Consider the following 23,893-nt stretch of genomic DNA (forward strand, 5'->3'; position numbering starts at 1 on the left):
CCCCGTGCGCAAACCGGCCACCACCACCGCGGCCATGCTCGGCATCGCCGCGCTGAGCGGCGTCGCCCTGTGGGCCGGATCCGAGATCGGCATCCAGGACCTGCCGATCGGACGCAGCGCCCAGGGCCAGGCGATGTCGCTCACCGTCGTGCTGCCGACCGCGGACGGCATCGCGATCGGCGCCGACGTGCGCGACGGGCAGAAGGTGGTCGGGCGGGTCAGCGGGTTGAGCCTCGCGGCCTCCGGGGCCTCGGTGGAGCTGAGTGTGCGTGCTGACGCGCAGTTGCCCGTCAACACCATCGCCAGCGTGGAACTGCCGTCGGCCCTGGGCAATCCGTTCGTTCGACTGGCTGCACCCGAGCAGCCGTCCGGTCGTGCGCTGCGCGACGGCGACGTCATTCCGCCCACCCAGACCGAACTCGGGCCGCAGATCGAGACGGCGCTGGCCACCTTCGGCGCGTTGATGTCCCGCAGCGGCGTCGACCAGTTGACCACGATCGTCACCGAACTCGACAAGGCCTTCGGGGGCCGCACGGCGAAGGTCCGCGGGCTCCTCGACGCGATGTCGGTGCTGACCGCCAAAACCGAAGAACACCAACGCGACTTCGATGAGGCATTGCGCCTGGCGTCCGACATCAGCGCGCAGTTCGCCCGCGAACAGCACACGCTCAACGCCTATCTGGACTCGCTGCCCAGGGTGGTGGCCATGCTCGATGTCCAGCGGGCCAAGATCGAGACGCTGTTCGCCTCGACGACCGCGCTGGCCGCCACCGCCAACCATGCCTTCGCGCACGCCGACACCGCGGCGATCGTGCGCGATGCCGGCACCGTGGTGACGGCGCTGAGCAGCTACAACGACCGGCTGACCGACACCTTGTCCACCATGAACACCTTCCTCGACCGGTTCGGTGCGTCGGTGCACGGTGACTACCTGATGTTCGATGGGGCGCTGGACATTCCGGGCACCATCGACAAGCTGCTCACCGGCGGTTTGATCGTCAACGGCATCCCGATCACCGGCCAACAGGCGCTCGACGGATTCCTCTCTGGGGGGTTGCGATGAGTCGGCTGGTCCTGGTTCAAGTGGCCATCTTCGCGGTCATCAGCGCCATCGTGGTGCCGTTCGGCATCCGGTACGTGGTGGGTTCGCAGGGTTTTCAGACCCCGACGACGTTGCACGCCACCATGGCCGACGGCTTCGGTCTGACCGCGGGCACCAGCGTCACCGTGCGCGGCGTCGAGGTCGGCACCGTCGCCGCCGTGGGGTTGGGACCCGAGGGCGGGGCCCAGGTGGAGCTGTCGGTCGATCCCGAGGCCCGCATCCCGCGCGATTCGATCATGACCGTCGGCATGGGCACCGCGGCCGGCATCCAAAGCGTGGACATCCTCCCGCAATCCGGTGGGGGGCCGTTCCTGGCCTCCGGCGATACCATCGCCGCGCCGGCCGAACGGCAGCCGGTACAGATGGATCGCGTCATGCAGGAAGCCGGCCGGCTGATCAAGGGCATCGACGCTCGGGCGGTCGCGGATGTCTCCACCGAGCTGTCGGATTCGTTCACCGGGCTGGGGCCCAGCCTGGCCACGCTGATCGACAACGCCGCCGTCATCTCCCAGGGTCTGCACGACCGCGCCAGAGCGCTGCAGCCCCTGATTGAGGGCACCGCCCGGCTCGTCACGACAATGGCCGCGCAGCAGAGCAGCTTCGTGCGCGGCATGGGCGCCAGCGCGCGGTTCACCACCCAACTCGACGACAACGGGCCGGTGTTTCTCCACCTGACCGACCATTCCCCGGCCGCGCTGGCCTCGGTACGGACTGCGCTGGACACCTACCGCGACACCTTCGGCGCGACGTTGGCCAACCTCGCCACGGTGGCGCCGATCGTCGGCGACCGTACCGAGTCCTTGGCCACCGGACTGACCGCGATTCCGCAGGGGCTCTACGACCTGTCCTCGATTGTCAAGGGCGATCGTGCGAACTTCGCGCTGATCGCCACCCAGGGTCCGGTGTGCGTGCATGACGTCGACCGCCGCACGATCGGCGACATCTCCCCCGTCGAACCCGACCTGGTGCGGTATTGCCCGCCGTCACCGGATATGCAGATGCGCGGCGCGGTCAACGCGCCCCGCCCCAACGACCTCGGCATGCAGAACTCGCAGCTTCCCGGCGGCGTGATCGGGCCGCCGGTGGTGCGCGACCCGATCAAGATCCCGACCCTGGCAGAGCTGGTTTACAAATGGCGAATGATTCTGCGCAACAACGATGTACCGCGCTGATGTGACAACTCCTGGAGGATCCGCAATGGCAACAACCGAGACCGTCACCGACGACGCGAGCGTGGAAACCGAAGCCGACACCGCGCCCGATCCATCCTCGCGCGGCCGGACCCGTCGCGCCCTCGTGGCCCTGTTGGTGGCCGCAGTCCTGACCCTCGGCGGGGCCCTGGGTTACACGCTGTATCAGCAGAGCGAGTTGCATACGCTGCAGCAGGATGCGGTCTCCACGGCCCGCGACTACCTGGTGGCGATGGCGTCGTTCGACTACCAGAATCTGGACGCCAACAAGGGTGCGATCACCGCCGGGTCCACCCCGGAGTTCGCGCACAAGTACGACGAGATGGTGGCGGCGCTGCGCGACATCGTCGTCACCAGCAAGGGCGTCGCGACGGCAGCGGCGGAGCACGTGGCCGTGGAACGGCTGGCCTCCGACGCAGCCACCGTCATCGGGTTCGTCGACCAGCAGGTCACCAATGTCACTGCACCCGAGGGCAACACGCAGCGCTACCGGATGGCGGTCGAGTTGGTTCGCAGCGGCGATCGCTGGCTCGTGAACGACGTGCAGACCCTGTAATCACCCGAAGGAGATCGCGATGCCAGCTCAGTACCTGCCCGTGGAGACGCCACCGGCGTTGACCACCGAGCAGACCCGGATTCAGATCACCCAGCGCACCCCGCGCTGGAACAAGAAGCAGGTCGACCTCACCGACGCGCTCGACTTCTGGTCGGCGGCCGCCTCGGCCGCCAACGTCATCATGCAGCTCAGTCGGCCCGAGGTGGGCTACGGCGTCGCTGAAAGCCGCGTCGAATCCGGGTCGTTGATGCATCATCCCTGGAAACGGCTGCGCACCACCGCACAGTATCTGGCGGTCGCGATCCTGGGCACCGACGAGGAGCGCGCCGCCTATCGGGAGGCCGTCAACGTCGCCCACCGGCAGGTTCGCTCCACTGCCGAGAGCCCCGTCAAATACAACGCCTTCAATCGTGACCTCCAATTGTGGGTGGCAGCTTGCCTGTTCATCTTCTATGAGGACACCTACCAGTTGCTGCACGGCGCCATGTCGCCGGAGCAGGCCGAGAACTTTTATCAGAGCGCCATGCCGATCGGCACCACACTGCAGGTGCTCGAGGACCAATGGCCGGCCACCCGAGCCGATTTCGACGTGTACTGGAACACCTCGTGTGAGCAGATCCAGATCGACGACTTCGTGCGCGACTTCCTCAACGAGCTGGTCGCGCTGAAGATGATCAACATCGTTCCGCGGCTGATCCTGGCGCCGCTGCTGCGGTTCTTGACGATCGGTTTTCTGGCCCCGGTGTTCCGCGAACCGATGGGATTGGAATGGTCCGAGACCGACCGTCGCCGCTTCGAGCACCTGTTCCTGTTCGTGTCGCTCGTCAACCGGTTCATCCCGCGCTTCGTGCGCACCTACAACTACACGATCCTGATGAAGGATCTGCGCCGCCGCATCCGCCGCCAGAAGGCCCTGCTCTGACCGTGCCGACCCCCTTCTCCTTCTTGCGCGAGCGGGCGTGTCCCCGGCCGACACGCCGGGGATTTTCCGGTGTTCACGCACGCTCGCCGTATGGAGTAGCCCCGTGACAGCGACCATGCTGCGACGCTATGTCGGCGACCGACGGTTCCTGTTCATGCTGCCGCGGGCGGTGTGTCTGCAATTGCTGCATCCCGCGATCGCCACCGGTATCCGGGACCACGCGCTGCTGCGCGAGCGGATCTGGCAGCACAAGAAGCGGACCGTCACCGCCGCGGTCGACATCGCCTTCACCGAGATGGACATGCGCTCGTTCATCCGGTTCGGACACGAGCACGTCAAGGGCCGGACCGCCGACGGCACCAAGTACCACGCCCTCGATCCCGGGATCTTCCACTTTCAACACGCAACCTACGTGGAATCCCTGGTGACAGTGGTTAACTCGTTCATCCGGCCGCTCGACGACATCGAACACGAGCAGCTGTATCAGCAGTGCTGCCAGTGGTATCGCCGGTACGGCATTTCGGCGCGCGCCATGCCCGCGGACTGGCCCGCATTCCAGACGTACTTCGCGGACTACTGCCGCACCGAACTCGTCGGCGGCGAGCACTTCGAGCATTTCCGCACCGAGATCTTCGAGCCCTCGGACTGGTGGCCACGCCTGGTGCCGCGCTCGGCGATCCGCGCCATGCAGCACGAGATCGCGGTCGAACTCACCGGGGTGCGACCCAGCGCCCGGGATCGGCGCGCGCTGCGCACCTTCGCCGGTCTGTCCCGCGTCGGCGCGACGATTCCCGCGCTGCGCGCGCCCGCGAAGGTGCGCAAACCCGCAAAAGTGTCCGGCGGGTCGGCCGGGGACACGCCCGCTCGCGCTTAGGGCACGCTTGCGCTCAGGGCTTGACCGCGGCGTGCAGGGCGACGATGCCGCCGGTGAGGTTGCGCCAGCGCACCGAAGACCAACCGGCGCTTTCGATCCGGCGCGCCAACTCCGCCTGATCGGGCCAGGCCCGGATGGACTCCGCGAGGTACACATACGACTCAGGATCGCTGGAGACCGCGCCGGCCATCGCCGGCAGCGCCCGCATCAGGTACTCCTTGTACACCGTCGAGAACACCGGCACCGTCGGCGTGGAGAACTCGCACACCACCAGCCGGCCACCGGGCTTGGTCACCCGCGCCATCTCGCGCAGCCCCGCGACGTGGTCGACGACATTGCGCAGCCCGAAGCTGATGGTGACCGCATCGAAGAGCGCATCGCCGAAGGGCAGCTTGGTGGCGTCGCCGGCCACCTTCGGCACGTTGCGGTGCGCACCGGCCTTGAGCATGCCCACCGAAAAATCACAGGCCACGCACCACGCGCCGGCCTTGGCCAGCTCGACCGTCGACACCGCGGTACCCGCAGCGAGGTCCAGCACCCGGTCCCCCGGCGCGATCCCCAGCGCGGCCCGGGTGGCGCGGCGCCACAGCCGGTCCTGGCCCAGCGAGAGCACGGTGTTGGTCAGGTCGTATCGACGGGCCACGGCGTCGAACATCGACGCCACCTCGTGGGGATCCTTGTCCAGCGTCGCGCGGCTCACCGCACCGACGCTACCTGTGAACTTGCTCGAATCGGGAATCACTGCCCGTGAGCTCGGTTAGATGGGTCATGACTGAAAAAGTGTGGTTCATCACCGGTACTTCCCGCGGCTTCGGCCGACAATGGGCGATCGCGGCCCTCGAGCGCGGCGACAAAGTGGCCGCGACGGCTCGCGACACCTCATCCCTGGACGACGTCGTCGCCCGGTTCGGCGACGCGGTGCTGCCGATCGCGCTGGACGTCACCGACCGCGACGCCGACTTCGCCGCGGTCGAGGCCGCGCACGAGCACTTCGGCCGTCTCGACGTCGTCGTCAACAACGCCGGCTACGGACACTTCGGGCTCATCGAGGAACTCACCGAGGCCGAGGCCCGCGATCAGATCGAAACCAATGTGTTCGGGGCGTTGTGGATAACCCAGGCCGCGCTGCCCTACCTGCGGGCCCAGCGCAGCGGCCATTTCATCCAGGTGTCGTCGATCGGCGGCATCACCGCGTTCCGCGGCCTGGGCATCTATCACGCGTCCAAGTGGGCGTTGGAGGGTCTCTCGCAGTCGCTGGCCCAGGAGGTGGAGCCGTTCGGGATCCACGTCACGCTGGTGGAACCGGGCGGCTTCGCGACGGACTGGGCCGGCTCGTCCGCCAAGCGTTCGACGCCGCTGCCCGACTACGCCGAGGTTCACGAGGAGGCGCAGCGGGTGCGCAGTCAACGGGTCGCCGAACCCGGGGATCCGGCCGCCTCCAGCCGGGCCATCCTGGCGATCGTCGATGCCCCGGAGCCGCCGCTGCGGGTGTTCTTCGGGACCCTGCCCCTCGAGTTGGCCAAGGCCGACTACGCGCAGCGGATCAGCACCTGGGAGGCCTGGCAACACGTGGCGGAGTTGGCTCAGGGCTGAGCACGGCGCTGGAACGCCCCCGCGAACGTGCGCAGAACCGGGGTTTTACCCGGTGTGTCGGCCGGGGACGCGCCCGCTCGCGGGAAGAGACGAAGAGGGTGTGGAGGAGACGGCGGCGTAGTGGCCCAGGAGTTCGTCGCAGATCACGGGCCAGGTGCGGCCCAGCACGCTGCGCCGCGCGGCCACCGCGTACCGGCCGCGCTCGGCGATCAGGTGGTCGACGGCCGCGTCGAGGCGCTGTTCGAACTCGGCGACCGGCAGCAGCAGACCGGTCTGCATGGGGGTCACCAGGTCGCGCGGCCCGCCGGCATCGGGTGCGATCACCGGCAGTCCCGAAGCCATCGCCTCCTGGACGGCCTGACAGAACGTCTCGTGCTCGCCCGGGTGTACGAAGACGTCCATGCTGGCATACGCCGCGGCCAGCTCCGATCCGTACAGCGCGCCGGTGAACACCGCTGCGGGCAAGACGGATTCGAGCTTGCGCCGGTCGACGCCGGCACCGACGATCACCACCTGCAGATCGTCGCGCCGCGCCAGCGCCGCCAGCCGCTCCACGTGCTTCTCCGGCGCCAACCGGCCGACGAAGCCCACCACCGGCTTGCCGGCCGGCGACCAGACTCGGCGCAGCGCGGCGCTGCGGGCCGACGGCGCGAACCCGGTGACGTCGACGCCGCGGGCCCACCTGTGTACCCGCGGAATCCCGTGGGCGGCAAGGTCGTGCATGGCCGAGGTGGACGGGGCCAGGGTGCGATCGGCCTTGGCGTGCAGTTGCCGCGTCCACGCCCAGGCTGCCCGCGAGGCCATCGCCATCCCGTAGCTTTCGGCAAAACCGGCGATGTCGGTCTGGAACACCGCGACGGTCGGCACGCCCAGGTGGCGCGCCGCGAGCACCCCGCCCCAGCCGAGCAGGGCCGGCGAGGCCAGATGCACGACGTCGGGGTCGAAGCCGCGCAGCACCCCCACCATCCGCGGCCAGGGGATCCCCAGCGGCAGCGAGGTCACCTTCGGAAACATCCGCGACGGGACCCGGTGCACCCGGATGCCGTCGTGCACGCGGTCGGCCCGGGGTTGCCGGCGCGGGGTGTCCGGGGCGATCACCAGCGCCTCGTGCCCGGTGCGACGCAGATGTTCCAGCACCCGAAGCACCGAGTTGGTGACACCGTTGACGTTCGGGAGGAAACTTTCTGCGACAATCGCAACGCGCACGACTGCGAGGGTGCCAGCGCCACGTTGCCGCCTGGTTGCGGACAGGCAGACAGCAGACGAAGAGACATCGGATGCGCGCACCGGAAGGGGTCACCATGGGTTGGCGAGGCTTGCTGGCGGCGGCCGCGGTGGCGGCGCTGCTGCTGAGCGGGTGCACCACCACGATCACCGGGGCGGCCCGCCCGGATCTGCGCGGCCCCGGGGTGGAGCTGACGCCGGACGGGGCCGGGATCATCCTCGGGTTCACCGACGCCGCGGTGCAGTTGGAGCTGTTCACCGAACCGCAGTGCCACCGCTGCGCCTACCTGCAGTCCGAGTACGGCGACGAGATCAAGTCCCACCTCGATTCGGGCCGGCTGGCCCTCACCTACCGGCCGATGATGTTCCTCGACGACGTGACGGGCAGCGGCTATTCGGCGACGGTGACCAATGCGTTGTTCCTCGCGGTCGATCCAGCGGTCTCGGCCGGCGGTTATCAGGGTTTCGTCCAGCAACTCTGGGCCCATCAGGACCTGTCGCAGCTGCGCTTCTCCGACGGCGACTTCGCGGCGATCGCCACCCGCAGCGGCCTGCCCGCCCCGGTGGTGCAGAGCATCGGCCAAGGCACGGATGCGGTCGACACCGCGGCGGTCGCCGACGTCAACGCCGCACTGCTGGAGGAGGTGTACGGCGAGGTCGCCACGCCCGTCGTCTACGACCCGGCGAGCCGGGAAACCCTCGACATCGACGACCCCCGCTGGCTGGCCGATCTGATGCGGTCGGCGTGACCGCTCACAGCACGCGTCGTTCGAGGGCCGCGAGTCCGGCCAGCGCGCCGAAGGCGACCACCCAGCCCAGCACCGCGATCGAACCGGCCGGGATGATGGCCAACGTCGCATTGCGGTGCTGCACCCGCACCAGATCCGGATCTGCTCTGTCGTATTCGACGTAGATGCGCATGCCGGTGGCCAGCTCGGACGGATAGAGCACGCCGAGCTCCGGCCGGTAGGTGACGCGGTCCGACGTCACGAATTCGATGGTGGACCGGCGCGGGCCGGCGCTGAGCACCTCGGCCTGCGCCACCCCCATGTTCGCCTCGATCTGGCGGTCGTTGCGCCACGCGCCGGCCACCAGCAGCAGCGACTGCAACGTCACCACCACCGCCAGGATCCAGACGCCGGTCTTGGCCCACCGCAACACCTTTCGACGCGGCGTATCCGGCGCGTCGATGGGTTTGCTCGGTAAGAGTTGCCGCAGAACGGGTTTGAGCTCGGCCTTCACAGCGCGGCCTTGATGGACGCGTGCAGCTGCCGCAGCGACGACCGGTCGGCCTTCACCTCCACGACCCGCATCCCGGTGAACGGTTCGTCGAGCACCGCGGCCAACTCGGCGGCCTCGACCTGCCGGCACTCGACGTGATAGGCCCGGCACAGCGCCGCGATGTCGACGTCGTGCGGGGTGCCGAAGATCCGCGAGGACACATCGGAGAACCGCGGATCGCCCTGTTCGAGCAGCTCGAAGATGCCGCCGCCGTTGTCGTTGGAGACCACGATGGTCAACTGGCGCGGGGTGGGTTCGGTGGGCCCGATCAACAGCCCCGAGCTGTCGTGAACGAAGGTGAGGTCCCCGATCAGCGCCACCGTGCGGCCCCCGGCGACGCGGTCGTGGGCCAGCGCGGCGCCGATGGCCGTCGAGACCGTCCCGTCGATGCCGGCCACCCCGCGGTTGGAGCGCACCGTGATGCCGCGGGCGGAGCCGGCCTCGGCGAGGCCGACCAGCGCCGCGTCGCGGACCGGGTTGGAAGCGCCGAGCACCAGCTGGTCCCCGTCGCGCAGCGCATCGGCGACCTCGGCCGCCACATGCAGGCCGGTCGTCACCGGATGCGCCTTGAGCTGACTGCGCACCGCCTCGACCGCGTGCCGGTTGACCTCCGAGCAGCGCCGCAACCACGCCGGGCTCGGCTCCCCGCTGACCACCGCGCGGGTGCCGGTGGCCTGCGAGTTGCCCGAGACATCGGGCCAGCGCGGCCCGGTGGTCAGGGCGAACACCGGCACCGACGGATCGGCCAGCAGCGCCGAGACCGGCCGGTGCAGCGTCGGCCGTCCCAGCATGATCACCTGATGCGGCCGCAGCAGCGGCAACGCCAGCGGGTGCAGCGGGTTGGCGGGCAGCGGCGCGGTGGGCTCGGCGATGGTCGGCAGGCCGGCCAGGTTGGGCTGCATCCCGGCGCCGTGGCCGGCGATCACCACGGTGTCCGGACCCAGATCGATGTCCAACGGCTGATCGAAGGTCACCGGCGGGGTGAAGGTCCACGGCCGGCCGTCGGGACGTCCGTCGGGTGGGCCCGCGCCACCATCGGTTTCGCGGTCGGGCACCAGCGGTTCGCGCAGCGGGATGTCGAACTGGACGGGGCCGGCGTTGGCACTGCGGGATCCCTTGGCGGCCACCAGGACCCGGCACGTCGCCGAGCGCCACTTCGCGTTGAGCACGTCCATCCGCTCCGGAGACCCCTCGGCCAACCCCAGGCTGATGTTGGCGCGCACCTGGGTACCGAAGTAGCCGAGCTGCTCCATGGTCTGATTCGCCCCGGTCCCCAGCAGTTCGTAGGGCCGGTTGGCGCTCAACACGATCAACGGCACCCGCGCGTAGTTGGCCTCGACCACGGCGGGCCCCAGGTTGGCCACCGCGGTTCCGGAGGTCATCGCCACGCACACGGGCGCGCCGGCGGCCACCGCCAGGCCGATGGCCAGGTATCCCGCGGTGCGTTCGTCGATGCGCACGTGCAACCGGATCCGACCCGCACGGTCGGCGGCCTCCAGGGCGAACGCCAACGGCGCATTACGCGATCCGGGGCACAGCACCACATCCCGCACGCCGCCACGAATCAATTCGTCAACGACGATGCGCGCCTGGGCCGTCGATGGGTTCACCACCTCAGGGTGTCACACCACCAGTCGAGGAGAAAAACTCCAGGATCGCGGTGTTGACGACGTCGGGGCGTTCGATGAAGCCGAGGTGCCCGGCGTCCGGAATCTCCAGGTAGCGGCCGTTGGGCAGGGCATCGGCGACCTCCTTGCCCAGGTGCGGCGGCAGCAGCACATCGTCGGCGAATCCCAGCACCAGCACCGGGGTGGCGATGGACCGGTAGACCGACAACCGGTTGGCCCCAGGGTTGATCTCCAACTGCTGGCGCAGGCCGGGGGTGGCCTTGGTGGGCCACATGGTGAACATCTGGATCCAGTCGTCGGCGCTGCGGTCGTCGTTCAGCGTCTTCGGCGAAAAGTTCTCCATCATGCGAACTTTCGCGTCGTACTCCGGTGGCACCTGCACCCCGGCATCCATCATGGTGCGCTCGGCGGCGTTGAAGAATTCGCGCGCGCGGTCGTGGCGGCCCCGGGTGGCCATCAGCACCGCCTGGCTGACCAACTCGGGCCGGGAGAGCATCAGTTCCTGCGCGATGAACGACCCCATCGACACCCCGACCACCCGCACCGGGCCGCCGACGAGTTCGTCGATCAGCGTGGCGGTGTCGGCCACCATGGTTTCGGTGGTGAACGCGCTGGCGTTCTCGGTGGCACCGACGCCGCGGTTGTCGAAAGTGATGGTGCGGAACCCGGCCCGGCGGAAGGCCGGGACCTGGTGCAGGTGCCAGGTGCGTCCGGCGCCGCCGCGCCCGGCGATGAAGAGCACCGGATCACCGGTACCACGGTCTTCGTAGGCCAGATTGATCACCCGGCCACGTTAGCCGAGGACGGCTTCGGCGTGATATGCCACGCCCACCGTGTCAGATCACGCCGAAATCGCCCGCTTGCGGCGGCGGCCCCGGGCGGTGGCGATGGCGCGGTCCCAGGCCAGCAGCGCACCCGCCTTCAGCAGCGCGGGCTTGGCCATGTCCTTGGACAGCAGCGCGGTGGCGGTGGCCCGGGTGGCCGCCGAGGCCTTGGAGACATGGCCGGAGTCGAACGGCGGCTGCGGATCGTATTCGATGCCCAGCTGAACGGCCTTGGCCCTGGCCTCGCCGGCGAGCCGAGCCGCCAGCCACAGCCCCAGATCGATGCCCGCCGAGACGCCCGCGGCGGTCACGGTGTCGCCCTCGTGCACGATGCGTTCGTCGCCCACCGGGGTGACGCCGAACATCTTCAGCGTGGGCAACGTCGACCAGTGCGACGTGGCGCGCTTGCCGTCGAGCAGACCGGCCGCGGCCAGCACCATCGAGCCCGAGCACACCGAGGTCGTCCACGCGGCGCCGTGGTGCGCGCGGCGCAGCCAGTCCAGCACCTGCTCGTCGCGTGCCACCTCGACGCAGCCGGGCCCGCCCGGCACCAGCACCACATCCGGTGCCGGGGTCTCGTCGAAGGTGTGGGTGGCGCCGATCATCAGCACCCCGGAGTCGGCGGTCAGCGGGCCCGTCTCATGCCAGAGGAGGCGCACCTCGGCATCGGGCAGCCGGTGCAGCACCTCATACGGTCCGATGAAGTCCAACGCGGTGAAGTTCGGATAGAGGACGATCGCGATCTGGGTCATGGCGTGCTCCTTGACGGGTCAGACGAAACTTCTGCGGTACTGGTCCGGCGAGATGCCGATGCGGCGAACAAAGTTGCGGCGCATGGTTTCCGAGGTGCCGAAGCCGCAGCGCGCGGCGATGGCGACGACGGTGTCGTCGGTTTCCTCGAGCTGGCGGCGGGCCGCCTCGGTGCGGATCCGCTCGACGTAGGCGCCCGGCGATTCGCCGACCTCGGCGGTGAACACCCGGATGAAATGCCGCGGACTCATCGCGGCGCGGCGCGCCAGCTCCGGGATGCTGTGCCGGCCGCCCGGCTCGGCTTCGACGACCTCTTGCACCGCACGGATCGGCGCGCGTTTGGCCCGCGGCATCCACACCGGCGCCGCGAACTGCGTCTGTCCGCCCGGTCGGCGCAGGTAGAGCACCAGGTAGCGGGCCACCGTCTGCGCCACCTCGGTGCCGTGGTCGTCCTCGACGAGGGCCAGCGCCAGGTCGATGCCCGCGGTCACCCCCGCCGCCGTCCACACCCGCTCCGAGCTGCGCACGAAGATCGGTTCGGGATCCACCTCCACGCCCGGGTACTCGTCGGCCAGCCGCTGCGCGAACGCCCAGTGGGTGGTGGCCCGGCAGCCGTCGAGCAGGCCGGCCTCGGCCGCCAGCGTCGCGCCGGTGCACACGCTGACGACGCGGCGCGCGGTGCCCGACACCCGCCGAATCCACGCCATCAACTCCGGGTCGCGGCGGGCGCCCTCGACGCCCGTGCCGCCGGGCAACAACACGGTGTCGACGGACCCGGCCGCGGGCAGCGGGTGCGCCGCCAACTCGAGTCCGCTGTCGGTGCGGACCGGCTCTCCGCCGGCCGACACCAGCGTGACGTCGTATCCGACATCGGGGTTGCCGCCGCCGGCCAACACCAGCGAGGCCGTCGCGAACACCTCGAACGGGCCGACGACGTCCAGGGACTGCACCCCCGGAAAGCCCAGCAGCACGACCGTTGTTCGCATGGATCTCATCGTGGCCCCCGGCGGCCGTGGCGTCTACGCCATACACCCCACCAATTAGGACAACAGCGGATAGCACTCGGCGATCCGGCGCAGCCACCAGTCCCGCCGCGGCGCCGCGGCGCGCAACGCGGCCAGCCGGGCCGGATCCGGGGCGACCGGACCCACCGGGAGAAATCCGTCGACCGGTGCCGGCACCTCGGCCACGTCCTCGACGAACAGCCCGCCGGTGCCCAGCCCGCACGCGTGGTGCAGCGACGGCAGCGCCGCCGCGGCCCCGAGACCCACGGCGATGCCCACCGCCGAGTCCAGCGCACTGGAGATCACCACTGGGATGTCGATCTGCTCGGCGATCCGCAGCAACGCCGAAACACCGCCCAGCGGAGCCACTTTGAGCACCGCGACATCGGCCGCGCGGGCGCGCACGACCTGCAGCGGATCCTCGGCCTTGCGGATGCTCTCATCGGCCGCGACGGGCGTGGACACCCGGCGCCGCACCTCGGCCAACTCGGCGACCGACCGACAGGGTTGTTCGACGTACTCCAGCGGGCCGTCGGCGGTCAGCGCATCGATCGCGGCCACCGCCTCGGCGACCGTCCAGCCGCCGTTGGCGTCCACCCGCACCGTGGGCAGCTGGGCCCGCACCGCGTTGACCCGCGCCACGTCGTCGGCCAGGTGCTGGCCGGGCTCGGCGACCTTGACCTTGGCGGTTTGCGCGCCGGGGAAGCGCGCCAGCACCTCGGGGACCTCGGCGGCAGACACCGCGGGCACGGTGGCGTTGATGGCGATCCGGTCGCGGCGGCGCGGCGGGGGCCGATCGAAGGCCGACTCGACCGCCGAGGCCAGCCAGCATGCGGCTTCGGGCGGCTCGTACTCGGTGAACGCCCCGAATTCGCCCCAGCCGGTGGGGCCGTCGATCAACGCGACCTCGCGCTCGGTGATGCCGCGGAACCGCACCCGCATCGGCAACGCGACGACGTGCACGCGGTCCAGCAGATCGCTCAAGGGCTCCACGGGATCTGAGGCTAGTCGGCGGTGCGATGAGTTTCCGGCCGCGGCGGCGTCTATACCGGCGACAGATCCCCGATGCGTAGGAGCTACCGATGCGTTACATGCTGATCATGCGGTCGACCCCGGAGGCCGAGGAAGCCATGAAGGAAGTCCCGTTCGACGAGGTCGTGACCCACATGGGCCGCTACAACGAGGAACTCATCAACGCCGGGGTCATGGTGGCCGGCGAGGGCCTGGCCCCACCCGAGGACGGCGGTTTCGTCGTCGACTTCAGCGCGGACCCGCCCGCGGTGCGCGACGGGGCCGTCGGCGAGGCGGCCGTGCTGTTCAACGGCTTCTGGATTCTCGAAGTGGCCACCAGGGACGAGGCCATCGGGTGGGCCACGAAATGCCCGCTGGGCCCCGGGATCAAGCTCGAGGTGCGGCGGGTGCCGACCATCGACGAGTTCCCGCCGGACAACGAGTACGTCCAGAAGGAGAAGGCCTGGCGCGAAAAGCTCAAGATATGAGCGATTTCGGTGCGCTGGGTGGCGCTGAGCGCCTCCCAGCGCACCGAAATCACGCGTTAGAGGTGGTGTTCCAGCAGCTGAGCCAGGTGGATGCCGCGGCGCTCCGTCAGGTCGGCCAGCTGCGTCCGGCACGAGTAGCCGTCGGCCAGGATCGTGGTGTGCGGGCCGGCGGCGGTCACGGCCGGGCGCAGCGCCAGATCGGCCACCGCCACCGAGACCTCGTAGTGCCCCTTCTCCACCCCGAAGTTCCCGGCCAGTCCGCAGCAGCCGGGAACCCGCTGCACCTGTGCGCCGGCCGCGGCCAGCAGCGCGGCGTCGGTGCCCCATCCCAGCACCGCGTGATGATGGCAATGTGGCTGGGCCAGCACCGATTCCCCGGCCAGCGACGGCGGCTCCCACCCGCGCTGCACCAGCAGTTCGGCCAGGGTGCGGGTGCGCGCGGCCACCGGATCGGCGGTGGGGCCCAGCAGTTCGCCGGCATCCGAGCGCAACACCGCCGTGCACGACGGCTCGATCCCCACAATCGGCATGTCGGTGGCCGCCAACTCGTGCACGGTGCGCCCCAGGATCTTCTTCGCCGCATCGAGTTGACCGGTGGAGATCCAGGTCAGCGCGCAGCACCGCTGCTTGGCGGTCAGCACCGGCGCGTAGCCCGCGGCCTCCAGCACCCGCACCGCGGCGCGGCCCACCTCGGGGGTGAAGTAGTTGGTGAAGGTGTCGACGAACAGCAGCACCGGATCGCCCGGGGCCGCCGGCCGCCGGGCGAACCAGGATCGGAAGGTCTGGGGCGCGAACTCGGGAATGCGGCGGCGCCGGTCCACCCCCGCCAGCGCCGTCCCCAGCGGCCCGAGGCCGCGCAGGCCGGTGGCGGCGTTGACCAGGCGCGGCGCCGCGGCGGCCAGCTTGGCCCAGCGCGGCAGCCAGCCCAGCGAGTAGTGCGCGGCCGGCCGCGGCCGATGGCGGTAACTCTGGTGCAGCACTTCGGCTTTCAGCGCCGCCATGTCTACTCCGGTCGGGCAGTCCGACAGGCAGCCCTTGCAGGACAGGCACAGATCCAGCGCCTCATGCACTTCCGCGGCGCGCCAACCGCCGGTCACCGCGGTGCCGTTGATCATCTCCTGCAGCACTCGGGCGCGGCCGCGGGTGGAGTCCTTCTCCTCCCCGGTGGCCAGGTACGACGGGCACATCACGCCGCCGGTGGCGCTGTTGTCGGCGCGACACTTGCCGACCCCGGTGCACCGGTGTACGGCCTGGGTGAAGTCGCCGCCGTCGTGGCGGTAGGCCAGCGCCAGGTCGCGGCGGCGGCTGGGGGCGGCGGGTTCGCGCAGATCGGCGTCGAACGGTCGCGGGTCGACCAGCACGCCGGGGTTCAGGATATTGCCCGGATCGAAGACGTGCTTGACGGCCGCGAACAACTCCAGCGCGGCCGGTGAGTACATCAGCGGCAGCAATTCGCTGCGGGCGCGGCCGTCGCCGTGCTCGCCGGACAGCGATCCGCCGTAGCCGGCCACCAGGGTCGCCGCGTCCTCGAGGAACCGGCGAAAGGCCGGTGTGCCACCGGGTTTCCGGAGCGGAAAATCGATCCGGATGTGCAGGCAGCCGTCGCCGAAGTGCCCGTAGGGCAGGCCCGTGAGGCCCGCGTCGGCCAGCAGCGCGTCGAAGTCGCGCAGGTAGCTTCCGAGCCGCTCCGGCGGCACGGCGGCGTCCTCCCAGCCGGCGTGGGCGGGCAGCCCCGCCGGACTTCGGCTCGACAGGCCCGCGCCGTCGGCCCGGATCCGCCACAGCGCAGCGGCCTGTGCCGGGTCCGAGACCACCGCCGCCGCCACGGTGCCGCAGTCCGTGCCGATTCGCTGCGCCCGCGCCACGGTGTCGGCCAGATCGTCGCCGGTGAGCTCGACGAACAGCCAGGCCGCTCCCGCCGGCAGCGGCGGAACCGCCTGCGGCCCGAACCTTTCCCGCACCACCTCGACGATCCGCGAGTCGATCCCCTCGCACGCCACCGGCCGATGCGTGAGCACCTGGGGCGTCGCGTCGCCCGCCGCCGCGATATCGGGATAGCCCAACACCGCCAGCACCCGGTGCGCGGGTTCGGACACCAGCGCCACGGTGGCCTCGGTGAGGACGGCCAGCGTCCCCTCGCTGCCCACCAACAGCCGATTCAGGTCGAATCCCCGTTCGGGCAACAGGTTTTCAAGGCCGTAGCCCGAGACCTGCCGGCTGAACCGGGCGAACTCGGTGCGGATGGTCGCCAGGTTGTCCCGGCCGATCCGCTGCAGTCGCGACCGCGTCGACGCGGCGTCCAGAGTCTCGCCCTCGCCGGTCAACCCGCGCAACGCGAGCACGTTGTCGCTGGTGCGGCCGTAGCCCAGCGCGCGGGTGCCGCACGCGTTGTTGCCCACCATGCCGCCGATGGTGCACCGCGACGACGACGACGGGTCCGGCCCGAACCGCAGGCCCCGCGGTGCCAGGTGGCGCTGTAGCACCTCCTGGACGACGCCGGGTTCCACGGTCGCGGTGCGCGCCTCTGGGTCGACCGCGAGCACCCGGTTGAGGTGACGGCTGAAGTCGAGCACCAGGCCGGGGCCCACGGCGTTGCCCGCGATGGAGGTTCCGCCCCCGCGTGAGGTCAATGGCACTCCCTCGGCGCGGCACACCGCCAGCGCGGCCGCGACCTCGTCGACGTGCCGGGGCCGCGCCACCACCAGTGGCGGCACCCGGTACAGCGAGGCATCGGTGGAGTAGGCCGCCCGCGTGGTGCCGTCGGTCAGCACGTCGGAGACGCCCGCACGGCGCAGCAGCGCCCCGAGGCTCGCCGGATCCATTCGTAGCATGCTACACCGTCGTAGCATGCTACGGTGTGCGGGTGGCGCAGGGACTTCCCGGGCTGCAACCGCTGGCCGAGCACGGCCGCCGATCCGAGGCCGCGGTGGCAGCGGTGCGGGCGGCAATCGACGACGGCCGGATGCAGCCCGGGATCCGCTACTCGGTGTACCAACTCGCCGAGTCGCTCGGCGTCTCCCGCACTCCGGTCCGCGAGGCGCTGCTGCTCTTGGAAGAGGTCGGGCTGGTCAAATTCGAAGCCCGGCAGGGGTTTCAGATCCTGGCGCCGCGCGCGACCGACATCGCCGACATCTTCGAGGTACGCCTGGCGCTGGAGATTCCGGCGGTGCGCACGGTGGCCGGCAGCGGGACCGGTCGGGACCGGTTGCTGCGGCAGCGCGAACTGATGCGCCAGGCCGCCGCGGCCGGTGACGAGCGCGCCTTCGTCCAGCACGATCAGGGGCTGCACGACCTGATCCTGGAATTGGCCGGCAACGCCCGGGCGCGGGCCATCGTCGCCCGCCTGCGCGAGGCCACCCGCCTGCTGGGCGCCTCGACGGCCGAGAAGACCCGGACGCTGGCCGACATCGACGCCGAACACGGCCCCATCGTCGACGCGGTGCTGGCCGGAGACCCCGATGCCGCCGAGGCCGCCATGCGCTCCCACCTCGTCGACACCGGAAAACTGCTGGTGGAGCAGTCCCTGCGGGAAAATCCGGCGACCGGCGTCGAATCTGCCGTGTACTAGAACTGGAACACGTTCTAGTGTGGGTGCCATGACCGACGACCAGCTACTGCGCCATCCGGTCCACTCCGGCCACCTGCTCATCGGTGCCCTCAAACGGCACCGCGACTCCCCCGTGTTGCATCTGGGCGACACCACGCTGACCGGGGGCCAGTTGGCCGACCAGATCAGCCAGTACGTCCAGGCGTTCGACACCCTGGGTGCGGCCTCGGGTGAGACCTCCGGGCTGCTGTCGCTGAACCGTCCCGAGGTGCTGATGATCACCAGCGCGGGGCAGACCCAGGGCTACCGCAGGCTGGCGCTGCACCCGCTCGGCTCGCTCGACGACCACGCCTACGTGCTCGCCGATTCCGGTGCCACGTCGTTGATCATCGACCCCAACCCGATGTTCACCGAACGCGCGATCGGTCTGCTCGGCAAGGTCGACGGCCTCAAGCAGGTGCTGACCATCGGCCCCGTGCCGGCGGAGCTGAGCGCCGCGGCGGCCGCCGCGGGCCGCGAGGTCACCGTGCTCGACCTGACGGCCGAGGCCGCCAAGTACCCGCCGCGTCCGCTGCGCGCCGCCACCCTGTCGCCCGATCACGTCAACGGCCTGTCCTACACCGGTGGCACCACCGGAAAGCCCAAGGGCGTCATGATGACGACGCAGGCCACCACCACCATGACCACCATCCAGCTGGCCGAATGGGAGTGGCCGCAGCACCCCCGCTTCCTGATGCTGACGCCGCTGTCGCACGCCGGGGCCGCGTACTTCCTGCCCACCCTGATCAAGGGCGGCGAGATGCACGTGATGGCCAAGTTCGATCCGGGCGAGGCGCTGCGCTACATCGAGGAGCACCGGATCACCGCAACCTTCGTGGTGCCCGCCATGCTGTATGCCCTGATGGACCACCCGGACTCGCGCACCCGCGACCTGTCCTCGCTCGAGACGGTCTACTACGGCGCCTCGGCGATCAACCCGGTGCGGCTCGCCGAGGCCATCGACCGGTTCGGCAAGATCTTCGCCCAGAACTACGGGCAATCCGAGGCGCCGATGGCCATCTCGTATCTGGCCAAGAACGACCACGACGAGAAGCGGCTGTCCTCCTGCGGTCGGCCCACGTTGTTCGCGCGGTGCGCGCTGCTCGACGCCGACGGCAACCCCGTCGCCCAGGGCGAGGTCGGCGAGGTGTGCGTGTCGGGGCCGCTGCTGGCCGGCGGCTACCTGAACCTGCCGGAGGAGACCGCCAAGACCTTCGCCGATGGCTGGCTGCGCACCGGTGACATGGCCCGCGAGGACGAAGACGGGTTCTGGTTCATCGTCGACCGAGTCAAGGACATGATCGTCACCGGCGGTTTCAACGTGTACCCGCGCGAGGTCGAGGACGTCATCGCCGAGCATCCGGCGGTGGCGCAGGTCTGTGTCGTCGGCGCCCCCGACGAGAAGTGGGGCGAGACCGTGACCGCGGTGGTGGTGCTGCGCTCCGACGCCGGCACCGACGAGGACTCGGTCGCGGCGATGACCGCCGAGATCCAGGCCGCGGTCAAGGATCGCAAGGGCTCGGTGCAGGTGCCCAAGCAGGTCGTCGTCGTCGACGCGCTGCCGTTGACCGGGCTGGGCAAGCCGGACAAGAAGGCCGTGCGGGCGCCGTTCTGGGAGGGCGCCGCGCGGGCGGTCGGCTGACGATGTGGGGGCGAGGAACGAGCCCCCACTGAGGAGGCCGCCAATCCAGCCCTGTCGGCTGAGCACCGCCCGCCGCGACGCTCAGTACTCCTGCAGGCTGTCGCGCAGCGTGGTCCCGGGGTAGCGGGTGCGAAACCGGCCGCGGCGCTGCAACTCCGGCACCAACAGTTCGGTCATGTCGTTGAAGCAACCGGGGGTGTCGGTGGCCAACATCATGAAGCCGTTGCAGCCGCCCTCGTCGAGGTACTGCTCCATCTGATCGGCCACATCCGACGGGGTCCCGACCGCCACCGGGGCGCCCATCGACACCCCGTAGATCTGCGCGGCCTCGCGCACCGTCACCGGCGCACCGTCCTTGGCCTCCAGGATCGCATCGAACAACCCGCGGATGCCCTGCACGTCGGCGTCGACCACGTTGTCGTCGAGTCCGAGGGTGGAGAAGTCGAATCCGGTGTGCCCGGACAGGATTCCGAGCGCACTTTCGATCTGGACCTTCTCCACGAACTCGGCGTAGCGATCGTTGGCGCGCGACTTGTCGCGATCGATCACGGTCTGCAGGCCGTAGATCAGCTTCACCGACTCCGGGTCGCGACCGTGGTTGTCGGCGCGGGTCCGGATGTCGTCGGCGTAGGCCCGCATGCTCTTGGGGGTCGGGAAGATCCCGAACACCGATTCGGCGTGCTTGGACGCGAATTCGCGGCCCTGCTCCGAAGATCCGGCCTGCCACAGCACCGGCCGCTGCTGCGGTGACGGCGCCACGAAGTGCCGGCCCTTGGACTGGAAGAACTCGCCCTGGAAGTCGACCTCACGCACCTTGGCGGGGTCGGCGAAGATCCCGTTCTCGCGGTCGTAGACGATCGCGTCGTCGTCCCAGGAATCCCACAGCTGGTAGAGCAGCTGCATGTACTCCTCGACCACCTCGTAGCGCTTGTCGCGCGGGGTGAGGTTCTCCTTGCCCATCGCCTGGAACTCACTCTTGGAGTACGAGGTGACAATGTTCCAGCCGACCCGGCCGGCCGTCAGGTGATCCAGCGTCGAGAGCTGACGGGCCATCATGTAGGGCGGCACAAAGGAAGTCGAGAGCGTGATACCGATTCCGAGGTGCTTGGTGAACGCCCCGATGATCGGCACCAGGCTGGCCGGCTCGTGCACCGGACACTGCCCGGCGAACTTCACGACGGGATCGGAGCTGCCCTTGTAGGTGGTGTAGGGCGCCAACTCGTCGGCGATGAACATCGCGTCGAACAGGCCGCGCTCCATCGTCCGGCCCAGATCCCGCCAGAACTCCGGGCGCGACCAGTGATAGCCCACCTTGTCGCGCGGGTGCGCCCACATCGTCGAGGCGTGGTTCATCACGCCGTGCTGGACGAAGCCCAGCAGGTGGGCCTTCCTTTTCAAATCCGCGCTCACAGTGCGGCCTTTCGATCGAAGGTGAATGCGGCGGCCACGGAGCCGACCGCGAGACCGCCGGGAGCTACCCGAATGCGGGCAGCGGGTACCGAGTCTCCACGCAGCATCGCAGGGTCGGCGGCATCAGCCAACGGTTGCGATCAACGTGAGTTTTAGCTTTCGCATCCGCGTGTTGCTGATCGGATGCGCGGGTCATCGAACGTGCGAGATCATCCGGGTAGGCGGCGTGTCGCGGATGAAACCGCACCCTCGGACCTGGGGCGCGTCAGGCGGGCGCATCAACCAGCGCACCGAGCGCCGCGAGGTCACGTTCGGCCTGACTCTGGCGCACGTAGATCGACAGGTCCGTGACGCGTCGGGCGTGGAATTCACTGCGACACAACGGGGCCGGACCCAACGCTCGCCCGACCCTGGTGATGGTCTCGTCCACCGCGGTCTCGACGACCGCACGCACGCGGCGGGCCAGCAGTTCGCCTTGGCCGGCTCGGTCGAAGGGGTCGGCGTCGATCTGTGCGGCACTGACCGACAGCATCGCCTCGGCGGCCGCCACCGCCGCGTCGACGGCGCCGAGGTGGGCCAGGGCGTGCGCGTCGGCCCCGTCGCGGGCGCAATGCTCGTACAACGGCCGGGCCACCTCTCGGGCGCCGCCGAACCAGCACGCCGCGGCCTCGATGGTGCCGTGCCAGAAGCCGGGCCGATTCCGATACTGGCCGGGCTCCCCCACCGGCACAGCCGCGGTGTTGCTGAATTTGACTGCGCGCGTGTCGCTTCCCACCATGCCCGGATTCGTCCACTCACTCGGCAGCGCGCGCACCGTCGGATCCCACAGCGAGACCGCGAACAGGCTGTCGGCGCCATCGTGGCCCTGCGCCGTCACCAAGGCGTGCGTGCAGAACGACGCCCCTGCACACCATGTCTTGGTGCCGGACAACGTCACGGTGCCGTCGTCCGTCGGGGTCGCCGTCACGGTGGCCTCGGGGTCCTCGACATCCCACACGCCCCACAGCTGGCCGGCCTGCACTGGCTTGCCGCCCAGTTCGTCGAGGATCGCCACGGCGTCGATGTGGGACTGAGCCACCCGGGCGGCCACCAGATCTTCTTGCGCCAACGCGCTGAGTCGTTGCCACCGGCGCGCGGTGGCCCCCGACCCCGGGAGCGGCAAGTCGAGCTTGCCGCTGTCGAGCCAGTACTTGACCACTCCGGCCGTCATCGGCTCACCGCCGCCGGATGCGCAGAACAGAGCGTGAACATGACGGAATAGATAACCAATTCAGCGAAGATTCACACCGAATGCGATGGCACCATGGAAAGCGTGCAGTCCTCGCGTCCGCGCACCGCCGCGCTGCTGCGGGAATTACGGGAACACGGAGTCGAGCGGTAGGAGCGCGGATGTCGGAACGGATCAGGCCGCCGTGGTGGCTCAAACCGCTGAACAAGGTGTTGATCGTCGCGGCCAGGACCGGCCTGCCCATCTTCGGCAAGGAGAAGCCCGTCATCCTGACGGTGACCGGGCGACGCACGGGCAAGCGCCGCTCCACTCCCATCACGCCGATGGAGGTCGACGGGCAGCGTTACGTGGTCGGCGGCTTTCCCGGTGCCGACTGGGTGCGCAACGCGCAGGCCAACCCCGAGGCCGAACTGGCCCGCGGCCGACACGTCGAGCGGGTCCGGCTGGTGGAGTTGCCGGTCGAGGCGGCCCGGCCGCTGCTGCGCGAATTCCCCACGCTGGTGCCCACCGGGGTCGACTTCATGAAGAACGCGGGGCTGATCACCGAGGGGCGGCCCGAGGAGTTCGAGGCGCTCGCGGGCCGGTGCTCGGTGTTCCGATTCGATCCGCCCGCGTCCTGATATTCCGGGCACTGGGCTACCGTTCACGTCGTGAGTGAGAACCCCTTCGATCCCAAGCTGTGGCGTCCGGTCGACGGTTTCGCCGACCTGGTCGACATCACCTACCACCGCCACATCGATGACGCCGGACGTCGGCAACCCACGGTGCGGATCGCGTTCAACCGGCCCGAGGTGCGTAACGCGTTTCGGCCCGGCACGGTCGACGAGCTCTACCGCGCCCTGGACCACGCCCGGATGTCGTCGGATGTCGGAGTGGTGCTGCTGACCGGCAACGGCCCGTCGGCCAAGGACGGCGGCTGGGCGTTCTGTTCCGGCGGCGACCAGCGCATCCGCGGTCGCACCGGCTACCAGTACGCGTCCGGGGAATCCGCCGAGACCGTCGACCCGGCGCGCGCGGGCCGGCTGCACATCCTGGAGGTGCAGCGGCTGATCCGGTTCATGCCCAAGCCCGTGATCTGCCTGGTGAACGGTTGGGCCGCCGGCGGCGGACACAGCCTGCACGCGGTGTGCGACCTGACGCTGGCCAGCCGCGAGCATGCGAAGTTCAAGCAGACCGACGCCGACGTCGGCAGCTTCGACGGTGGCTACGGCAGTGCCTACCTGGCCCGTCAGGTGGGCCAGAAGTTCGCCCGGGAGATCTTCTTCCTGGGCCGCACCTACAGCGCCGAACAGATGCATCACATGGGTGCGGTCAACGAGGTCGTCGAACACGCCGAACTCGAGAACGTGGCCCTCGAGTGGGCCGCCGCGATCAACGGCAAATCCCCGCAAGCGCAACGGATGTTGAAGTACGCGTTCAACCTCCTCGACGACGGCCTGGTCGGTCAGCAGCTGTTCGCCGGGGAGGCCACCCGGCTGGCGTACATGACCGACGAGGCGGTCGAGGGCCGCGACGCGTTCCTGGAGAAGCGGGATCCGGACTGGAGCCCGTTCCCGCGCTACTTCTAGCGATTTTGGCGT

General features: G+C 69.8%; 23 protein-coding genes. 12 read left to right on the plus strand and 11 right to left on the minus strand.

Annotation, left to right across the window (positions count from 1 at the left end; all coding sequences use genetic code 11):
- The first annotated feature begins 4 nt into the window (after nucleotides 1-4).
- From RCP80_RS19610 to RCP80_RS19630, 5 genes are all read left to right on the plus strand, one after another.
- Nucleotides 5-1,063 carry an MlaD family protein gene (locus tag RCP80_RS19610; protein ID WP_308479261.1) on the plus strand — a complete coding sequence of 353 codons (1,059 nt, stop codon included), beginning with the start codon at nucleotides 5-7 and terminating at the stop codon, nucleotides 1,061-1,063.
- Nucleotides 1,060-2,274 (plus strand): MCE family protein, encoded by a 1,215-nt coding sequence (locus RCP80_RS19615; protein ID WP_308479262.1) that lies wholly within the window; start codon nucleotides 1,060-1,062, stop codon nucleotides 2,272-2,274. The genes RCP80_RS19610 and RCP80_RS19615 overlap by 4 nt, the downstream gene beginning before the upstream one ends.
- Nucleotides 2,275-2,299: 25 nt before the next feature.
- Nucleotides 2,300-2,848, plus strand: a complete 549-nt coding sequence (locus tag RCP80_RS19620; protein WP_308479263.1) for an Rv1363c family protein — start codon at nucleotides 2,300-2,302, stop codon at nucleotides 2,846-2,848.
- Between the two features lie 19 nt (nucleotides 2,849-2,867).
- Nucleotides 2,868-3,770, plus strand: coding sequence for an oxygenase MpaB family protein (locus tag RCP80_RS19625; RefSeq protein WP_308479264.1), 903 nt, complete (start codon nucleotides 2,868-2,870; stop codon nucleotides 3,768-3,770).
- 103 nt (nucleotides 3,771-3,873) lie between these two features.
- Entirely contained in the window at nucleotides 3,874-4,644 is a 771-nt protein-coding gene (locus tag RCP80_RS19630) for an oxygenase MpaB family protein (RefSeq protein WP_308479265.1), read from the plus strand.
- A gap of 13 nt (nucleotides 4,645-4,657) precedes the next feature.
- Here RCP80_RS19630 and RCP80_RS19635 read toward each other — a convergent pair whose 3' ends face one another.
- Nucleotides 4,658-5,344: a demethylmenaquinone methyltransferase gene (locus RCP80_RS19635; protein ID WP_308479266.1), complete on the minus strand. Its 687-nt coding sequence runs from the start codon at nucleotides 5,342-5,344 to the stop codon at nucleotides 4,658-4,660.
- A gap of 68 nt (nucleotides 5,345-5,412) precedes the next feature.
- Between RCP80_RS19635 and RCP80_RS19640 the strand changes: the two genes are divergently transcribed.
- Complete coding sequence (locus tag RCP80_RS19640; protein ID WP_308479267.1) at nucleotides 5,413-6,237, plus strand: SDR family oxidoreductase; 825 nt, start codon at nucleotides 5,413-5,415, stop codon at nucleotides 6,235-6,237.
- Between the two features lie 45 nt (nucleotides 6,238-6,282).
- Here RCP80_RS19640 and RCP80_RS19645 read toward each other — a convergent pair whose 3' ends face one another.
- Nucleotides 6,283-7,443, minus strand: a complete 1,161-nt coding sequence (locus tag RCP80_RS19645) for a glycosyltransferase family 4 protein (protein ID WP_308479268.1) — start codon at nucleotides 7,441-7,443, stop codon at nucleotides 6,283-6,285.
- A gap of 71 nt (nucleotides 7,444-7,514) precedes the next feature.
- On the opposite strand from RCP80_RS19645, the gene RCP80_RS19650 reads away from it, so the two are divergent.
- Nucleotides 7,515-8,210 carry a thioredoxin domain-containing protein gene (locus RCP80_RS19650; protein WP_308479269.1) on the plus strand — a complete coding sequence of 232 codons (696 nt, stop codon included), beginning with the start codon at nucleotides 7,515-7,517 and terminating at the stop codon, nucleotides 8,208-8,210.
- Between the two features lie 4 nt (nucleotides 8,211-8,214).
- On the opposite strand, the gene RCP80_RS19655 is transcribed toward RCP80_RS19650, so the two are convergent.
- From RCP80_RS19655 to RCP80_RS19680, 6 genes are read right to left on the minus strand one after another with little or no spacing between them, the layout of a single operon-like run.
- Nucleotides 8,215-8,703, minus strand: coding sequence for a DUF3592 domain-containing protein (locus tag RCP80_RS19655; RefSeq protein WP_308479270.1), 489 nt, complete (start codon nucleotides 8,701-8,703; stop codon nucleotides 8,215-8,217).
- Complete coding sequence (gene menD, locus RCP80_RS19660; RefSeq protein WP_308479271.1) at nucleotides 8,700-10,352, minus strand: 2-succinyl-5-enolpyruvyl-6-hydroxy-3-cyclohexene-1-carboxylic-acid synthase; 1,653 nt, start codon at nucleotides 10,350-10,352, stop codon at nucleotides 8,700-8,702. The genes RCP80_RS19655 and menD overlap by 4 nt, the downstream gene beginning before the upstream one ends.
- A 4-nt stretch (nucleotides 10,353-10,356) precedes the next feature.
- Nucleotides 10,357-11,151, minus strand: coding sequence for an alpha/beta fold hydrolase (locus tag RCP80_RS19665; RefSeq protein ID WP_308482936.1), 795 nt, complete (start codon nucleotides 11,149-11,151; stop codon nucleotides 10,357-10,359).
- 60 nt (nucleotides 11,152-11,211) lie between these two features.
- Nucleotides 11,212-11,946, minus strand: coding sequence for a DJ-1/PfpI family protein (locus tag RCP80_RS19670; RefSeq protein ID WP_308479272.1), 735 nt, complete (start codon nucleotides 11,944-11,946; stop codon nucleotides 11,212-11,214).
- Nucleotides 11,947-11,964: 18 nt separating this feature from the next.
- Entirely contained in the window at nucleotides 11,965-12,930 is a 966-nt protein-coding gene (locus tag RCP80_RS19675) for a GlxA family transcriptional regulator (RefSeq protein WP_308479273.1), read from the minus strand.
- Between the two features lie 54 nt (nucleotides 12,931-12,984).
- Complete coding sequence (locus RCP80_RS19680) at nucleotides 12,985-13,941, minus strand: o-succinylbenzoate synthase (protein ID WP_308479274.1); 957 nt, start codon at nucleotides 13,939-13,941, stop codon at nucleotides 12,985-12,987.
- An 89-nt stretch (nucleotides 13,942-14,030) separates the two neighbouring features.
- Between RCP80_RS19680 and RCP80_RS19685 the strand changes: the two genes are divergently transcribed.
- Nucleotides 14,031-14,447 (plus strand): YciI family protein, encoded by a 417-nt coding sequence (locus RCP80_RS19685; protein WP_308479275.1) that lies wholly within the window; start codon nucleotides 14,031-14,033, stop codon nucleotides 14,445-14,447.
- A 56-nt stretch (nucleotides 14,448-14,503) separates the two neighbouring features.
- On the opposite strand, the gene RCP80_RS19690 is transcribed toward RCP80_RS19685, so the two are convergent.
- Nucleotides 14,504-17,278 carry an FAD-binding and (Fe-S)-binding domain-containing protein gene (locus RCP80_RS19690; RefSeq protein ID WP_308479276.1) on the minus strand — a complete coding sequence of 925 codons (2,775 nt, stop codon included), beginning with the start codon at nucleotides 17,276-17,278 and terminating at the stop codon, nucleotides 14,504-14,506.
- Nucleotides 17,279-17,310: 32 nt separating this feature from the next.
- Between RCP80_RS19690 and RCP80_RS19695 the strand changes: the two genes are divergently transcribed.
- Nucleotides 17,311-18,015: a GntR family transcriptional regulator gene (locus RCP80_RS19695; protein ID WP_308479277.1), complete on the plus strand. Its 705-nt coding sequence runs from the start codon at nucleotides 17,311-17,313 to the stop codon at nucleotides 18,013-18,015.
- A gap of 28 nt (nucleotides 18,016-18,043) precedes the next feature.
- The gene (gene fadD8 / locus RCP80_RS19700) at nucleotides 18,044-19,675 is read left to right on the plus strand and encodes a fatty-acid--CoA ligase FadD8 (RefSeq protein WP_308479278.1); all 1,632 of its coding nucleotides are present in this window, start codon (nucleotides 18,044-18,046) and stop codon (nucleotides 19,673-19,675) included.
- 81 nt (nucleotides 19,676-19,756) lie between these two features.
- On the opposite strand, the gene RCP80_RS19705 is transcribed toward fadD8, so the two are convergent.
- Together RCP80_RS19705 and RCP80_RS19710 are read right to left on the minus strand one after the other, a co-directional pair.
- Complete coding sequence (locus RCP80_RS19705) at nucleotides 19,757-21,085, minus strand: LLM class flavin-dependent oxidoreductase (RefSeq protein ID WP_308479279.1); 1,329 nt, start codon at nucleotides 21,083-21,085, stop codon at nucleotides 19,757-19,759.
- Between the two features lie 265 nt (nucleotides 21,086-21,350).
- The gene (locus RCP80_RS19710) at nucleotides 21,351-22,295 is read right to left on the minus strand and encodes an acyl-CoA dehydrogenase family protein (RefSeq protein ID WP_308479280.1); all 945 of its coding nucleotides are present in this window, start codon (nucleotides 22,293-22,295) and stop codon (nucleotides 21,351-21,353) included.
- Between the two features lie 179 nt (nucleotides 22,296-22,474).
- On the opposite strand from RCP80_RS19710, the gene RCP80_RS19715 reads away from it, so the two are divergent.
- Both RCP80_RS19715 and RCP80_RS19720 read left to right on the plus strand, forming a co-directional pair.
- Nucleotides 22,475-22,933: a nitroreductase family deazaflavin-dependent oxidoreductase gene (locus RCP80_RS19715; protein WP_308479281.1), complete on the plus strand. Its 459-nt coding sequence runs from the start codon at nucleotides 22,475-22,477 to the stop codon at nucleotides 22,931-22,933.
- 30 nt (nucleotides 22,934-22,963) lie between these two features.
- Nucleotides 22,964-23,881 carry a 1,4-dihydroxy-2-naphthoyl-CoA synthase gene (locus tag RCP80_RS19720; protein WP_308479282.1) on the plus strand — a complete coding sequence of 306 codons (918 nt, stop codon included), beginning with the start codon at nucleotides 22,964-22,966 and terminating at the stop codon, nucleotides 23,879-23,881.
- The last annotated feature ends 12 nt before the right edge of the window (nucleotides 23,882-23,893 follow it).

The organism is Mycolicibacterium sp. MU0053 (assembly GCF_963378095.1).
In the GTDB taxonomy this organism is placed as follows: Bacteria; Actinomycetota; Actinomycetes; order Mycobacteriales; family Mycobacteriaceae; genus Mycobacterium; species Mycobacterium burgundiense.